Below are 16,218 nucleotides of genomic sequence, written 5' to 3'. Positions count from 1 at the left end.
CATTTAATTATCAGTTTAATCTATAATCAGCAGTCTAACTCAAATTCAAATTCGTCTGATTTTATCTTCTCAATTTCAGAATTAATTTTCTGTTTAAATTTAGTAGAAGAAATTATGTAAATAATTAATATGAGGCAAAATATTATTTTTACATATTGAGCCATTACGTAGGCTTCAATAGGGTAGTAAGAATATAGTTGAATGGTAAAGAAGTCACACATCATATGTACAAATCCACCTGCTAAAATACTTCTATGTGTATTAATATATACAAATGTAATAACAAAGTTTAGAAGTATAGTAGATGGTATAAATAAAAGTGCATCAAATAAAGAGTATTGCAGTAGATTATATGGGATTTGACCAGGTGTAAGATACCATCCCAAATACCAAACTCCACAAATAGTACCTAAAATAATTGAAGCACCTGTAAATCCAAATCTGACTAATAATTTATCAAGAGAATACCCTATCCATCCAAATCCTTGGCTAAGTATACTTAATATAAAGCTTATAAATAGCATAATTGGTATTTTATAAGGTGTATAAATAGCTATGTGCGTCCAATCCACATCATTAATTTCTAGATGAAAATATTTTCCTATTAGTAAAGAACAAATTACAATTAAAGCAAAAAAGAGTACTGTTAATAATGGCCATTTTACTCCTATTTCTTTGAAGCTAAAGCTCCTGTAAAGAAAATCTTTTCTTGCGCTATTTGGATATATTGTGAAAATAAAAAGTAGCCCTATGACGGAAGGGGCTGTATATGCGAAGTAAAAAAGAAGTTTTCCAAGCATGGTATTTGTAACTCCTAATAATACAGGTGTAAAGCTGAATAGCCAAGTCCATAATAGAGTGCTTGTAAAGAAAAAAATTAAATTTTTATCTGAATTAAAATGGGGATTATATAATTGCATCTTATGTTCACTATCCTTTCATTTTGTTAATAGTGGTTTAATTTATATTTATTTTATTTTGACTATAAAGTTGATTAATAAGTAGATAATTAGTGATATTAATAAAATATTTTCGATTTTTATAATTTTTATTAAATATTTAGCTTATCTCTAATATTTTTTATGTAACGGCGATTTATAATAACTTTTTCATTATTTGATAAAGTAGCTTGCATGCGATTATGTGATATTACTTTTATACTTTCTAGGTAATCCATATTTAAAATCATAGATTTAGATATTCGTAAAAAAGATGTATTGTGTAATCGGTTTGATAATTCATATATTTTTAGGTCAACTTCAAATACATCATCTTTATAGTAAGCAAATGTCTTATTGCCAACTGTCTCAAAGTATAAAATATCGCAAATATTAAGCTTATAAATTTCTCCTGCTTTTTTACCATTTATATCTAGTAATGGTGTATTTAGTAGTGAAATTATTTTTTCAATATTATTGTCAATGGCAGAGCATTTTATAATTATTTCAATATCATCAAAATTAGTGGATTGTTCGACATGTATTTTCATTAATTATCACCTCATTTTATTACTGTCATTAGAATAGCATTATATTTTATTGAGTCCAACTAGATGAGTGCTAAATTTCAAATTAAGTACAGTTAAATTCAAATTTAAAATAGTAAAATTCAAATTTAAAGTGGTAAAATTCGAAAAAATACTACGACTATTTGGAAATGTTATCCAAATATCGTAGTACTTTTCATAGAATATCTCTAATTATTATACAAATAGACCTATCTTATGACTTACATATGTTGTCAAATTACTTCTCAAATGTCAAAATATTTTTAGATAGTACATCAATGCTGTTAGATAGTGTGTTCAATTTGCCCTCAATTCTAACCAATAAATACATGGATAGAGCTATAGGAAAACCAACATTAGTTATTAACAATTGTAAACTATCATCCATAAAATTACCTCCCATCCTAAACTAGGTCATAAGGAGTAGTATTAGTTTCTACAATCTTAGCTTCAACAGCAGAAGCAAGGTCAAATCCTCCAACTGAAAAAACATTTTTAGATACTATCAAATCCATAGCAGATTTTATATTTTCTTCAGTTAAGTCCTCCTTTGGATTTTCTATAGAAAAAGAAACTTGTTTATCCTTTGTATTCTTGAAACTCATGACTAATTTTTTCTTAATCTCCATACAGTTACCTCCACGATAATAATTTATTTTTTTAATTGCTTTAAGTATTTTAATTATTGTTAGGGTAGAAAATACTCTGGTATTGTTATACTTAAAGCAAAGCAGTATTTAAAATAACTAACATGTTTAATTTACGAACATATTTAAATTACTTAAGATATTAAACTGCTTAAAGTATCAATATATTAAGTGTATAATTTGTTAAATTTATATAATATCAAGTGTATTATATATTGAACATGATATATAAATAGTTGATGAATTTTAATGTAGACTATAATCATTAGTATAGACTATATTTGAAAGTTACTATTTAGATAGTGATGTGCTATCTAGTTTTAAAATATCTACAATAGGATTTTCTTGAAGATTTGCGATTGCTTCTGCAACTGCATAAACATCATCATTTGATGCCTCTGCCTTTACATTTGCGAAAGATTTACTTTTAATAACTGCCTTACCCTTATCATCAAAACCAGCATCCAATTTCAGTTTTATACTAGATAAATTTTTTGTTGAAACAACTGCCATAAAACTACCTCCTAAAAATTTAATTTCAAAGATTTGTCGACTTTCTTTGTTAAATCTATAGTATCATATAAGATAATATAGGAGTTAAACCGTAATTTCTTAAGATTTTTTGTTAAAATCTTATAGAAAACTTTATAAGTATATATATTTTAATGATTGATTGAATGTTTGTATGCTCTATGTGCAATAGTTTTTTATTGATTTTGCTTAGAATATTTTCTAGAGGGGATAAAATGTTTAATATGTTTGTTTAGGATGAACTATCTAGATGTATCCAGTATCTGTGTCCAGTAGCTAGATTGTAAGTATATACCTTTAATTATTTTAGCTAGTTCATCGTGATATAATATACTCCATATGTTGAACAGGAACACGATATTGAACAACAATATGCTATACTAAATTTTGAGAGGAGGTTATATTGTGAGTGAAATTCTGTTGGAACAGTTTGACTCTGATTTGGGAGGGATTTTGATGTCAGAATATGTAATAGAAAAACCTGATTGTCATTTTCCTGAGACTATCGTATGTGAATTTTCAAAATCTATGATACAAACAATTGTTGAAAAGTATAATGGTAAAAAAATAGGTCGTTTAATTAATGTTGCTAGAGATATACCAATTTATGAAGTATTTTTCAAGAATGTAAGAATTGGAATTTGTCAGGTTATGGTAGGTGCAACAGCATGTGTAACCAACTTTGAAGAATTAGTTGAGTTAGGAGCAAAGAAGATATTTATCTGTGGAGAATGTGGTGTGTTAGACAATTCTATTGATGATGCGTATCTAATCATTCCAACATCAGCTATCCATGATGAGGGCACAAGTTATCATTATCAACCAGCCTCTGATGAAATTATACTTAACCCACATGGAGTTAAAGTGATTGAATCTGTATTTAAAAGAAAAGGATTATCATACATAAAAGGTAAAATATGGACTACTGATGCTCCATATCGTGAAACACCTAATAAAATACTTACACGGAAGACACAGGGGTGTATTGCAGTTGATATGGAATGTGCTGCTGTAGCTGTCGCAGCACATTTTAGAAATGTTATATTTTCACAGTTTGTTTATGCTTGTGATAATCTAAACTCAGATGTATGGGAACAACGAGGATTAACTATACATCCTATTTCACAAAAAGTACATACTTTTGAGCTTGCAATGGAGTGTGCTATTAAGTTGTAAATTTAAAGTCTTTTAACTTGTATTTTTTAATTTAAAATTACCAAAGCAGTAAATCGATTAAGGTTTACTGCTTTTTTTATTGTTGAATTTAAAAGTGATATATAGCTATATGCTCCTTCTGGAAAAATATTATTATATTAAAAATGCTTTAAAAGTGTTCGTTTTAGTCTAAGGTTTATGTTAAAAAAATTATTAAATTTAATCTGTAAATAAAAAAGTTAAAAGTCCAATATTAACATTTTACTCTTAAACCATTAAAATCTTTATTAAAGCTACTAAAGTTATTAAAAATATTTTAAAGGAGAGTGTAGTTTATGAAAGTAAAATTAGAAGATATACCAGTTCAGTTCCATGCAATGGTGGAAATAGTGGGGATTGATAAGTTTGTAGAGATTGCTAAATTGTATGGAGGTACAAACACTTATATACCTACATGTAAGGGGATTTTTAGATATGCAAGAAATAGGGAGATAGTGAGACAATTTAATGGGGTTAATTATGGGGAACTCGCCATTAAACACAACATGTGTGTAAGCAATATTAAGCGAATAATAAATGAAAACAGTATATAAGTTGTTATACAAAGTATTTTGTAAAGATTAAGTGTGAAGTAGGTAAAAGACATTTTATAAAGTTTTTTTTAGACAAAATTACTAAATTTATTGCCTATTAATTTAAATAGATTGTATATTCTATAAAATATTCTGTTAAATAATGGAGATATATTGAGAATTCAAAAAAATAGTCGAAAATATTTGTTGGATAAAAAATAAACAAAATGATACAATTGCTTGTATAAAGGGGAAAAAACAATAAATAAGCTATATAAATAAAAAAATATAAATAAATATGACATAATATATTTGCATATTTAAGAATATAAATAGGGATTTTAAGGGATTAATAAGTATATTTAAAATATATTAAAATAAATATATATTTAAATTTAAACTTTATGTTATCTATATAAAGTAATAATTATTGAGAAATGATTACTTATTAGTAGAAAAGGGGTTAGTAGATATGAATAATGGATTTTATAAATTGAATTCAGTAGTATTAGGCTTTGATATAACAAATGATATTAATAAAATAAGATTTAATCATTATATAATGAGAAAAGAAAATATACAGAGATTGCAAGGTACTTTACCAAGAGGTCAATTTTATATGACAGTAAGAAGAACTGCTACAGATTTACAACTTTCTATTTCTACTATAAGTAGGCTTGTAAGAGAGTTTTCAGATTTAGGAGTAATAAGGCTTGTGTCTAAGGGAACAAGGGGGAAGATGCATTCTATATATAGCTATATCAGTTCAGAAATTAGTGAAGATTTATTTGATAGTACTAGTGAGAATTTATTTGATAGTGATGAAGCTATAGATTTTAACTATAACAGTGTTGAGAACTATGAATTCAGTAATTTAGAGTATAATTATGGAAATATTGAAAATAAAGGTTGTATTGATGAAGATTGTATTTATGGTGGTGGAATGTCAAAGTACAATAGTGCTTATGATAATACAGAATGTAGTAGTTGTGATGACTGTAGTATATTAAGTAGTAAGAATAATTCTGCTAATAAAAAAAGCAATGACTTAGCTTCTAGTGGAATAAAAACTCATGGTAAAAATACTAGTTCTAATAATGAAAATATCAACAATGAAAATATCAACTCTGAAAAATCTGTTATTAATTTTACTAATGTAACTAATAAAATTAAAGATTATACCAAAAAAACACTTATTGGAGAAGAACTTAAAATCGAAAACTCTAATTTAAAATCGAGGTCTTCAAATGTTAGATTTAATGAAACATGTAATGACATAGATAAAATAACTAAAAATGACATAGAAGATAATCAAAGTAAAAATGCTATAAAATTAAGTAATAGTAAAGTATTTAGTAGCATGAATAGAGATGGTAAAAAGAGTGGTTTTGATAATATTCATGATACACAAAAAGAAGATAAGTTTGTAACAAATAAAAAAGAATCCTTAAATAAATTTAATAAAAAAAATATACAGCAAAGCATTATAAATATGCTAAATAAAAAAACAGGAAAAAACTTTAAAATCAATTCTCCAACGAGCATAAAACTTATCAACGAAAGACTAAAGGAAGGTTATGTCTTAGAAGATTTCTACAAAGTTATTGAGGTAAAAGTAGCTAAGTGGAAAGATACCATAATGGAAATGTATATAAGACCAGAGACCTTATTTAGCCATAAATTTGAATCCTATGTTAATGAAAACATATCTGTAAAAAATCAAAGTGATGTTTACCAGTGTAAAAAGAGCGACAATAATAGCAGTAATAATTATATGTATTCTGACTATACCACGTATGACGACAGCAATCGTGAAAGAAAAAAACATGAAAATGCAAGGTATTGGAATCCAATCTGTGAATTTTAATTAGTCTGATAATGCGTTTATAGGTGGAATGAATTTATATATTTTATAGCTGATAATGTGTTTCTAGCTAACATGTATTTACACATTTTACAACTGACCATGCATTTATACCTTTTTATAGCTGATAATGCATTTCTAACTAGTAATATATTTATATCTTTTATAATTAAAAGTATATTTCTAACTGACAATATCGTTGAAATCTAATATAAAAATAAAAGACTTAATAATATTAAAATATAAAACTTAAGAGGAAAGCGAGATTAATTTATATGGTTAAATCAAAAGCTGTTGAAATAGAGCAGGCTATTTTAGGCACAATTATTTTAGACAATAAATTAAACTACAAACTAGATGACTTAAATGAAAATATGTTTATGAACTCTACATGCATTGAAATATTTAAAATCATGAAAGAACTTAGAAAAGAAAATATAATAATTGATGTAGCAACTGTAAAATCAAAGATAGATGAGAAATCTTTAGCAATTAAAATGAGTAGTTTAACTAGTGTAATTACATGGGGTCAAACTTTTGGTATTGATGGTTATATAAAAATTTTAAAAGAAAACTTAGCAAGAAGAAGCATAAATCAAAATTGTCAAAGACTCTTGGAAGGCATAAACTTTGGAGAAAATATTGATACTTGCATCTATAAATTTGAAAATAATATAAGAAAAATCTTGGATAAAGATACTTATGAAAATGATGATGTACATAGCATAGCAGAAAAAGTCCTTGATTTTTTAGAAAGTAAAAAGGATGTTGGATTTAAGTTTGGGATAAGTTTGCTTGATTCGACTATAGGAGGTCTTTTTAAAGGAGAGCTAACGACAATAGCAGCTAAATCAGGGGTTGGAAAGACTGCTTTAGCTCTTCAAATAATGTTAAATTCGGCCAAGCAAGGGAAAAAGACTCTATTTATAAGTAGAGAAATGACAAGTGAGCAAGTGTTTATGAGAAATATATGCAAGATAACAGGAGTAAGTACAAGAAATATGAAATCTAAAGAGATAAGTGAAAGTGATTGGAAACTAATTGTAAATGCAATAGGAGATTTACGTGAGAATAACTTAATTTATATAAATGACAAGATAGACACAATCAGTGCAATTAGAAAGAGGATAAGGCAAATAAAGCCAGACTTATTAATTGTTGATTATGTGCAACTTCTTACATCTCAAAAAAGTATGGAAAAAAGAGAAAGAGAAGTAGCCACTTTTTCTAGAGAATTAAAAAGTATGACTTTGGATTTTGATATACCAATAATTCAGTTAAGTCAATTAAATGATGAAATGAAAGATTTTAGACCTTATGGAGATAGACCTATGAGGGATAGTAAAGCCATCTACCACGATAGCAACAATGTGGTTTATATACATCAATTAAAAGGGAGTGATTATGAAGAAGCAGTAAAAGATATAAGAGAAAGTGAGGAATTAGTTAGAGAAGCAGAGTACAGGGGAATTAAGATTGTTGATTTAATAGTTGCGAAGTGTAGGGATGGACAGACTAGGCATAAGCATTTTTGTTACTATGGGGATAGGTTGCATTTTCAAGAACTAAATTATTAGAGTAATGAGATAGCCATAACAAGCTTATTGAAAGTCGAAAAATAATATAAAATATGAGGTGAAAAGATGTTAGAATTAGAGGAAATCATAGAATTGCTTGAAGAACACAATATAGAAGTGAGTATTCCAAAGGAGTTACATAAGTATAATTTATTGGAGTATCTGAAATTGTGTCAACAAAGTGGGGGAACATATTTTTATATTAAGACAGTGGAGGGTGCTTTAAAAGAGGCTAGAAATGAGCTTATGATTAAATTGTTTAATGGAAAAAATTATATGGAATTAGCTAGAATGTTTGATATGAGTGTTATTAATGTCAGGTACATTGTTAGAAAAAAATAGATATATTGTGGATAAGGTAAGTGTGATGTGTATAAAGTTACGACTATAATTAAGTTTAAACTGTGAATAATAGAGTAAGAATGTGTATAAAGTTATGATTATTTGAACAACTCAATGTCGCTTATTTACTTAAAATCCTTCTACAATTAGAGTATAATTTCTAATCTCGATATCTTATGTGATTAAGTCACAGATAAAAAGTAAATATATTGTTATAATTCTTATAGATTAATAATACAGGGAGGTTATTATGTCTAATAAAAAAAAGAAGTATGCAAATATTTTAGAAAATGAGTGTGTAGCCTGTGGTAGCTGTATAAAAGTCTGTCCAAGGAGAGCTATCTCAGTACCATATGGTATTAGTGCAAAAATTGATAGAGACTTATGTGTTGGATGTGGTATTTGTAAGAAGGTATGTCCAGCATCTGTGATTGAGATTATAACAATATTAAAAGAGGAAGAAGGTAAGTGTCATGAATAATAAAAAACACTGGTATGACTATTTATGGATTTTTTCTTCTATATATTTGATATTGGGATTTGTAAATATTATTTTCGCTTGGATTGGGTTAATTTGTTTCTTTGTTCCATTACTTATTTCTATTATTAAAGGAAATAAAGCGTACTGCAATAAGTATTGTGGAAGAGGACAGCTGTTTAATTTGCTTGGAAATAAATTAAAGTTGTCAAGAAATAAAGATATTCCTAAATTTATTAGAAGTAAGTGGTTTAGATATGGTTTTTTGACGTTTTTTATGGTGATGTTCGCTAATATGCTTTTTTCAACTTATCTAGTGTTTGAGGGTAGTAGAAATTTTAAAGAGGTAGTGACTTTGCTTTGGACTATAAAGATGCCTTGGCAATGGGCATATCATGGGACTTTAGTTTCACCTTGGGTGGTACAGTTTGCGTTTGGTTTTTATAGTGTTATGCTTACATCGACTGTTCTTGGATTGATTACGATGATACTATTTAAGCCTCGTTCATGGTGTGTTTATTGTCCTATGGGTACTATGACTCAGATGATATGTAAGGCAAAGAGTAAGTCTATATAGATAGAGTTTATGTGAATATGTAAGGAGTATAGATAGAGTTTGTACAAAATAAACTTGTCTATGCTTCTTTTTTATGTGTAAGAGCATTAATTAAGTAGAAAAATTAAAAAGAGTAGATACAAGGAATTTAGATAGCAATAATAATTAAATAATAAGATAGAATATAAAGCAATGAAAGAGGCAGAAAGGGAAAGAAAAAGAGGGTGAAGGAGATAGGAAAATAACTATATAATAGGTAAAATATGTAGGAATTATATGTTATAATAGTTTTAGCAAGAAGATGTAATCTACAATTTATAGAGTGGAGTTCATACAAAAGGTTATCCTCCCAACGTATAGAAGGGAGGTGAGTATGTGTGGATAATTTTTTACAAGGTGTACTAGCAAGTTTAGTTGCCAGTTTAATAGTTTACTTAACTGATAAATTGTTTAAAAAAGTAAAAAGCCACTCTGGCAGGAGTGACTTTAGTTTTGAACTAAAGATTAAGTTCAAAAAGAAACACTAATTTACGAACTCCACTCTACTGCAAATAGATTGTAGTTCTTCTTGCTTTTATTATATCACAAATTAGAAAAAATATGTAAAGTACTTGTTTTAATCGCAGGTACTTTTTTATGTAAAAATAAATTTGCCTACAGCCTTTTTGGTATACAGAATTAGTAAGTTTGAAATAACATTCATATAAAAACTTTAGTTGATTTTAAAATCAATATATTGAAGGCATTTTAAAATCAATTATTAACTTTTCATGATTTCTAAAGTATTTTATATCATCCATATCATGAGTAATTATTATAGCACTCTTGTTTTCCATCTTTCTTATTACAAAATCCATAACCTTATACTTAGTTTCTGTATCCAGCCCTTTAAATGGCTCATCCATTATAAGCAAGTCAAAATCATATAATAAAGCTCTTAATATTGCAACCCTTCTTTTCATACCACCACTTAATTCCCTTACTCTTTTATTCATACAACCATTTAAGCCCAATACCTCTAAGGCACTTTCAATTTCTGAATTACCCAGATTTTCACATACCAACTTTATATTCAATGACACACTTAGATTTTCACACAAACTATCATCTTGGAATACTGCACTAATCTTTTTATTACTAATACCTACAATTTTTCCGCTATCTGCTTTCTCCAAACCCATTAATATTCTTATCAATGTTGTCTTACCAATACCAGAGGTTCCTGTTATAAATGAGATAGCATTATCTTTAAATACATTATTAAAATTATCTAAAACAACCTTATCATTATATTTTTTACTTAGATTCTCAATTACTATATCCATTTAGTTTATCTCCAATCTTTTTAATAAATAGTCTATTAATGATAAAAATCCCTTTTGAAAGCAAATACTTATTATAATGATAACTATAGTCCATGCAAATAAATCTGGTGTATTTAAGTATACTTTAGCTTTGTATAAGTTTTCACCTATAGAATTAGCAGGCATTCCTATTATCTCTGCTGCTATTCCAGATTTCCAACATAGACCTAAAGAAACACTACATGCTGCTCTTAGATATGGTGCTACCTCAGACAAATATATGTACCTTATTTTTTTTATCTTACTGACTTTAAATACTTTTGCCATATCATTTAACTCTCTAGATATACTATTTATTCCATCTAGGATATTTCTATATACTACTGGCAATACCATCAAGAAGGATATAAAAATAGACAGGTTCTTTGAAGATATCCATATTAGAGATAATATTATGAACGAAGCTACTGGTATAGATTGTATTGTAAGTATTAAGGGTTCAATAAGTATCCTAAAATTTTTTTTATTAGATGCTATTATGGCAGATATTATTCCAATGATAAAGGCTAATATAAATCCTGTTGTTATTTTCAGAAAAGAAAAGAGTATAGATTGCCAAAACTCAAACTTCATAGATAATTCGAATAACCTTTTCAAAGATGAAAAAGGAGATACTAAAAGTATCTCCTGACCAATTATCATACTACTTATTTGCCAAACGATAAGCCAAAAGATTATTGCTAGTATATGAGTTTTACTAATTTTCTTGTGTATAGTAGAAATCTTCACCTGGCATCTTTCCTCCTATTGACTTTGGATTAGCATCATAAAGTACTTGTAAGTATCCACTTAATTTATCTTTCATTGTATTACCTTCTATAAATGTTATATTACACTTTGGAATTGCTTTTTTTGCTATCTGTGCTGGAACTATTTCATTTTCCTCAATAAGTTTTGAAGCTTCTTCTATATTATTGTTTGTAAAATCAACTGATTTCTTATATTCTTCTAAGAAACTTTTAACCTTTTCTGGATATTTATCAACAAACTCTTTTCGTGCAACAACAACTCCTGTTACTAAAGCACTTTCAGTATTTTTATCTTTATTTAAAGTATCCCATTCTTTTGTCAAATCCAAAGCTACTCTTAAGTTATCACTCTTAGTCAATGCTGTTGTTACAAAAGGTTGGGGAAGTAGTGCTATTCCATTTTTATCGTTTAATAATGCCGCCAAACATTCTGTATGTTCTGATTTGTATTCTATGTTGACATCTTTAGTTGGGTCAATTCCATTTTCTTTCAATATGTAATTCAAAGCATACTCAGGAGTAGAGCCTTTACCACTAGAATAAATAGTTTTGCCTTTTAAATCATTTACATTGTTTATAGAATTTCCATTCTCAATTATGTATAAAACTCCTAAAGTATTAATGGCTAGTGTTTCTATTTCACCATTGCTATTATTATATAAAACAGATGATAGATTTGCGGGAATAGCAGCAATATCTAGTTCTTTATTCACAAGCTTAGGTGTAATTTCGTCAACAGAATTTGCTATTGAAAATTCATAATCTTTTTCTTTTTTATCCTTTTCATCGCCAATCATCTTAACCATTCCCATTCCTGTAGGACCTTTTAGTGCTGTCACCTTTGCAACCACTTTAGTTTCTTCTTTTGTTTGTTTTTCTGGTGGGTTTGATGCACAACCTACCAATGAAATTATTATTAATGATGCCAGTAATAATATTGATAATTTCTTTTTCATAAAACCTTCCTCCTAGTATTTAATTTTATATAGAATCTGTTATTTAAGTTTATATTTCATATAGAATTTGTGTTAACTTTTCTTTATTCAATATTTTTATACACTTTTTACCAAACTCTAAACAATTTTCATTTTGTAATGATTGTAATTCCCTATATAAAGATGCTCGACTTACACTAATCCTTTTACTTAACTCCTCTTTAGAACATTCTAATAGGATAGTGTCATTTTTACTAGTTTTTTCTAGTAAATATTCAATAACTTTCTTTTTACTAGACTGTATATTTAAAAACTCTATCTTTCTCAGTAAAAATTGTATTTTTCTATTACAATATCTTGAATACTCTAAAGCTACAGAAATGTCCAACTTCATCATATCTATAAAGCATTTTTTTGGATAAAAAACTACATAAACATCACTTTTGCATTTTAGTACAGTATCTAAGGATTCTTCATCAAATATATTAGAAATTCCAAAAACATCTCCTTCCTTTAGAATAGACATGTTAACTTCAGTTCCATCACTCGATATACAATAGATGGATACTTGTCCTGCTTTAACTACACCTACATAATATTCTTTATCAAAAAAATCACTTATAAATTGACCTTTTTTATAACTCTTTGCTTTTATCTTATCTTCTACAATGTATCTTTCAGAAAATAACTTACTATTTATTAGTACTTCCTTCTCATTCAAAGTCATCACCTTTTCTGATAAATATTCACTTTGATTGCAATAATATCACAGTATTTACCAAAATTCAATAATATTGATAATTATTTTCAATCAAGTTTATTTATTAATTGTCTCATCTGATACAATTTTTAGTAGTTTTTAATGCTATCATATCTCTTAACAAAATATGAAAGGAGACTTTACATAAGCCATGAAAACTATATTAATTTCTGGGTCATCCTCTGTAGGGAAGACCGCTTTAATAAAACATTTAATTCCATATCTTAAGTCTAATGGGCTTAACCCTTCAATATGTAAGATAGATTGTCTAGCTACTGATGATGATTTAATATATAAAAAATTGAATATACCTTATATTGTTGGACTTAGTAAAGACATATGTCCAGACCATTTTCTTATATCAAACATAAACGAACTTATGCTTTGGGCTAAAAATAAAAGTAGCGATATTTTACTAATAGAAACTGCTGGGCTTTGCAATAGGTGTTCACCTGCAACAAATAAAACACTACACATATGTGTATGTGATTGTACATCTAGCTTTAAGACTCCTCAAAAACTAGGTCCTATGTTAAGTGAAAGTGATGCCATAGTTCTAAGTAAAATAGACATGGTATCACAAGCAGAAAGAGAGATAATATCATTCAATATAAAAAAAATAAATCCTAATTCTAATATATTCTTTATAGATGGATTAGTTGGTTTTGGTGTAGAGCTAATTTCAAACTATATAAACAATGCTAATATTCTAAACAATGACGAACATTTATTGAGACATACAATGCCAAGTGGGGTGTGTTCTTATTGTATTGGAGAATGTAGAATTGGTGATGAATTCCAACAAGGCATAGTTTCTAAAATGAATTTTAGAGGTGAATTTTAATGAAAAGTATAACCATATATCCTGGAAAAAACAAACTTGGTAATACAGAGAACTTTGAATCTCTAACTTTTTATAGAGGTCATATTTATTCCATTGTAGGTAATACTGGTTCTGGTAAAAGCAGGTTAATCAAAGATATAGAGCAGTTTGTCAATAAAGATTCTTTGACTAATCGAAAAGTAGTCATTGATAATATGGAAGTTGCTATTGAGGAAAGAAATAAATTTTCTACAAATCTCATTTCTCATCTTAGCCAAAATATGAGGTTTGTTCTTGATTCTACAGTCGAGGAATTTTTAGTTATACATAAAGAATGTAAAAACAATACTTCTGTCTCAATAAAAGAAGTACTAGATGTAGCAAATTCCATAACAGCAGAACCTATTTCCCTATCTCAAGACCTTACATCATTGAGTGGGGGACAGACACGTGCCTTAATGATTGCAGATGTTGCTCTCATTTCAAATAATCCTATTGTTTTGATAGATGAAATAGAGAATGCTGGAATAAATAAAAATGTTGCTTTAGACATCTTATTGAAAAGTGATAAACTGATTTTTATAGTTACTCATGACCCTCATACAGCACTTATAGCAGAGAAGCGTATAATAATGAAAAATGGTTCAATCTTCAAAGTAATCAATAAGACTAACGAAGAAAAAGAAATCTTAGGCAAACTTAAAGATATATATGAATTTCAACTAGAATGTCAATATAAATTAAGAAAAGGAGAGACTCTTCATGAAAAATGTTAGGTTGTATTGGAGCAATATTTGTATACTTCATAAATATGAGAAAAACTATTTAGATAATTTAATTATGTCTTTAAAAGAGAAGGATATTAATTTAGAGGTAACTTATTTTGGCATAGGTTATCCTTACAAACTTAATGAATATTTAAAAAAAACAGACGCTTTAATTCCAGATATTATAGTTTCTACAGATTTAGAAGTGTATGAAGACAAGAATATCTATTCAAGGTTTTCAAGTAACTTATATCCATTATCGAATTATTTCAATATTAAGAGTGAGATTAAATCATCATCTATATATTTTGATGAAAGATTACTTCCATTTTTAGTTATACCATTAGTATTTTCTTATAACCAGAATTACAAGGGTTTGATAGATTCTATAAAAAACGTAATTGACACTGATACAAAAACTGTCATTGGTGGTATAAATAACTCTGGTGCGAAATCTGTTGTTAAAGCCATTTGGAGTAGGTATGGAAAAGAGTATGTAGAGAGATTTTTGTCCAATTCAACTATACTAGATATGCCAATACAATCATTTAATGATGTAAAAAATGGTTCGGATAGATTAGCTATAACTCCTAGTATATATGCAAAGCGTGCTAATAATGAAGATTTATTTATGTCATATCCTGATGATGGGGCTATAGCATTGCCATCTTATATTACTGCAAGTAAATCATTAGACGAAAAGACTATGTTAGAGGTATTAAAATCTCTTGTATCTAAGGAGTTTTGTAATTCTTTTGTGAAGTCTGCATCATTACTATCTTGCATCTATGATACTATAGATGATAGTCTTATTAAAGATAATCAGTATAAGTTTTTATATCCTTCTAAAAAATGGTTAGATACAGTTACGACTGAAGAATTTTTTGAGGTTTATAATATGTATATATAATATATTTATTTTTACTTATTGTTTGTATGTTATTGTTTGTGACTAATAGTATTTTATATTTATGGATATATATAATTAGGCTAAGTAATCTTATTGAATCATCTTAGAGGAGAATTGTTTCAATGTCTAATGGTACTGTCGATTAATTATAATATTCATAGTCGATATAATTATAATGTGAGTTTTGTTTTTTAACAGAGCAATTATCATATAGATTAGGGGTTCTTAGGAACTCCTTTTCTGTTTTTATATAAAAAAAGAAGAAGATTCAAATTTTTATTTTGAGACATCACCTTTTATCATGGTAAAATGAGAGTATAAGATATTGATACAATACATATATATCGTTATGTGAATAATTTATCAGATATACTAAGTTTCAAGTCATTAAAAATTTACATCAATATAATGAAGCTTGTATTTGAAAGTGTTTTTGATTTAAAAATGATAAGAATCCAACTAAAGGAGTAGATTTAGTTAAATCAAAACAAATTTAAAATAAAAATTATGATGAAGAGTAAATAATAAAACTATTAGAAGTATGCAAAGATACTGAATTAGAACTTCACATAAACTTAAATATTAGTCTGGGTATGAGAACATCCAAAATATTACGTCCGTCATGGGGGAATGTAGATTTTGAAAGAAAAACAATTTCAATTGAGAAAATTACTGCAAAAG

Annotated in this window: 20 protein-coding genes; 11 read left to right on the top strand and 9 right to left on the bottom strand. The window is 27.5% G+C overall.

Annotated features, from left to right (window positions below; genetic code table 11):
- Positions 1-26: 26 nt before the first annotated feature.
- From IC174_RS12860 to IC174_RS12840, 5 genes are all read right to left on the bottom strand, one after another.
- Positions 27-800 (bottom strand): CPBP family intramembrane metalloprotease, encoded by a 774-nt coding sequence (locus IC174_RS12860; RefSeq protein ID WP_227483060.1) that lies wholly within the window; start codon positions 798-800, stop codon positions 27-29.
- Between the two features lie 251 nt (positions 801-1,051).
- Complete coding sequence (locus IC174_RS12855; RefSeq protein ID WP_227433549.1) at positions 1,052-1,489, bottom strand: LytTR family DNA-binding domain-containing protein; 438 nt, start codon at positions 1,487-1,489, stop codon at positions 1,052-1,054.
- A 256-nt stretch (positions 1,490-1,745) separates the two neighbouring features.
- The gene (locus IC174_RS12850; RefSeq protein WP_227433548.1) at positions 1,746-1,895 is read right to left on the bottom strand and encodes a YvrJ family protein; all 150 of its coding nucleotides are present in this window, start codon (positions 1,893-1,895) and stop codon (positions 1,746-1,748) included.
- A gap of 16 nt (positions 1,896-1,911) precedes the next feature.
- Positions 1,912-2,136 (bottom strand): DUF2922 domain-containing protein, encoded by a 225-nt coding sequence (locus IC174_RS12845; protein ID WP_227433547.1) that lies wholly within the window; start codon positions 2,134-2,136, stop codon positions 1,912-1,914.
- A gap of 309 nt (positions 2,137-2,445) precedes the next feature.
- The gene (locus IC174_RS12840) at positions 2,446-2,667 is read right to left on the bottom strand and encodes a DUF1659 domain-containing protein (RefSeq protein WP_227433546.1); all 222 of its coding nucleotides are present in this window, start codon (positions 2,665-2,667) and stop codon (positions 2,446-2,448) included.
- A 423-nt stretch (positions 2,668-3,090) separates the two neighbouring features.
- On the opposite strand from IC174_RS12840, the gene IC174_RS12835 reads away from it, so the two are divergent.
- The 8 genes from IC174_RS12835 (at position 3,091) to IC174_RS12800 (ending at position 9,756) form a co-directional block, all read left to right on the top strand.
- Positions 3,091-3,861, top strand: coding sequence for a nucleoside phosphorylase (locus tag IC174_RS12835; RefSeq protein ID WP_227483059.1), 771 nt, complete (start codon positions 3,091-3,093; stop codon positions 3,859-3,861).
- A 314-nt stretch (positions 3,862-4,175) separates the two neighbouring features.
- Positions 4,176-4,433, top strand: coding sequence for a Mor transcription activator family protein (locus tag IC174_RS12830; RefSeq protein ID WP_227433544.1), 258 nt, complete (start codon positions 4,176-4,178; stop codon positions 4,431-4,433).
- 451 nt (positions 4,434-4,884) lie between these two features.
- Positions 4,885-6,279, top strand: coding sequence for a conserved phage C-terminal domain-containing protein (locus tag IC174_RS12825; RefSeq protein ID WP_227483058.1), 1,395 nt, complete (start codon positions 4,885-4,887; stop codon positions 6,277-6,279).
- Between the two features lie 272 nt (positions 6,280-6,551).
- A complete protein-coding gene (locus IC174_RS12820; protein WP_227433542.1) occupies positions 6,552-7,853 on the top strand; it encodes a DnaB-like helicase C-terminal domain-containing protein in 1,302 nt (433 codons plus the stop codon).
- 66 nt (positions 7,854-7,919) lie between these two features.
- Complete coding sequence (locus tag IC174_RS12815) at positions 7,920-8,195, top strand: Mor transcription activator family protein (protein ID WP_227433541.1); 276 nt, start codon at positions 7,920-7,922, stop codon at positions 8,193-8,195.
- Between the two features lie 250 nt (positions 8,196-8,445).
- Positions 8,446-8,676 (top strand): 4Fe-4S dicluster-binding protein, encoded by a 231-nt coding sequence (locus IC174_RS12810; RefSeq protein WP_227433540.1) that lies wholly within the window; start codon positions 8,446-8,448, stop codon positions 8,674-8,676.
- The gene (locus IC174_RS12805; protein ID WP_227433539.1) at positions 8,669-9,250 is read left to right on the top strand and encodes a 4Fe-4S binding protein; all 582 of its coding nucleotides are present in this window, start codon (positions 8,669-8,671) and stop codon (positions 9,248-9,250) included. The genes IC174_RS12810 and IC174_RS12805 overlap by 8 nt, the downstream gene beginning before the upstream one ends.
- 356 nt (positions 9,251-9,606) lie before the next feature.
- Positions 9,607-9,756, top strand: coding sequence for a type I toxin-antitoxin system toxin (locus IC174_RS12800; protein WP_227433538.1), 150 nt, complete (start codon positions 9,607-9,609; stop codon positions 9,754-9,756).
- A gap of 201 nt (positions 9,757-9,957) precedes the next feature.
- On the opposite strand, the gene IC174_RS12795 is transcribed toward IC174_RS12800, so the two are convergent.
- The 4 genes from IC174_RS12795 to IC174_RS12780 are packed head-to-tail and all read right to left on the bottom strand — an operon-like array spanning position 9,958 to position 12,998.
- A complete protein-coding gene (locus IC174_RS12795) occupies positions 9,958-10,554 on the bottom strand; it encodes an ATP-binding cassette domain-containing protein (RefSeq protein ID WP_227433537.1) in 597 nt (198 codons plus the stop codon).
- Positions 10,555-11,322 carry an ABC transporter permease subunit gene (locus IC174_RS12790; RefSeq protein ID WP_227433536.1) on the bottom strand — a complete coding sequence of 256 codons (768 nt, stop codon included), beginning with the start codon at positions 11,320-11,322 and terminating at the stop codon, positions 10,555-10,557.
- On the bottom strand, positions 11,291-12,298 hold the full coding sequence (locus IC174_RS12785; protein ID WP_227433535.1) for an ABC transporter substrate-binding protein: 1,008 nt from the start codon (positions 12,296-12,298) through the stop codon (positions 11,291-11,293). Before IC174_RS12785 ends, IC174_RS12790 begins: the two co-directional genes overlap by 32 nt.
- A 49-nt stretch (positions 12,299-12,347) precedes the next feature.
- Positions 12,348-12,998, bottom strand: a complete 651-nt coding sequence (locus tag IC174_RS12780) for a Crp/Fnr family transcriptional regulator (RefSeq protein WP_227433534.1) — start codon at positions 12,996-12,998, stop codon at positions 12,348-12,350.
- A 190-nt stretch (positions 12,999-13,188) separates the two neighbouring features.
- Between IC174_RS12780 and IC174_RS12775 the strand changes: the two genes are divergently transcribed.
- The 3 genes from IC174_RS12775 to IC174_RS12765 are packed head-to-tail and all read left to right on the top strand — an operon-like array spanning position 13,189 to position 15,537.
- Positions 13,189-13,881 (top strand): GTP-binding protein, encoded by a 693-nt coding sequence (locus IC174_RS12775; protein ID WP_227483057.1) that lies wholly within the window; start codon positions 13,189-13,191, stop codon positions 13,879-13,881.
- Positions 13,881-14,636 (top strand): ATP-binding cassette domain-containing protein, encoded by a 756-nt coding sequence (locus IC174_RS12770; RefSeq protein ID WP_227483056.1) that lies wholly within the window; start codon positions 13,881-13,883, stop codon positions 14,634-14,636. Before IC174_RS12775 ends, IC174_RS12770 begins: the two co-directional genes overlap by 1 nt.
- Positions 14,623-15,537: a hypothetical protein gene (locus tag IC174_RS12765; protein WP_227483055.1), complete on the top strand. Its 915-nt coding sequence runs from the start codon at positions 14,623-14,625 to the stop codon at positions 15,535-15,537. The genes IC174_RS12770 and IC174_RS12765 overlap by 14 nt, the downstream gene beginning before the upstream one ends.
- The last annotated feature ends 681 nt before the right edge of the window (positions 15,538-16,218 follow it).

Origin of the sequence: Clostridioides sp. ES-S-0001-03 (assembly GCF_020676075.1) — a bacterium.
GTDB lineage: Bacteria > Bacillota > Clostridia > Peptostreptococcales > Peptostreptococcaceae > Clostridioides.
This window is presented reverse-complemented; position numbering and strand designations above follow the sequence as displayed.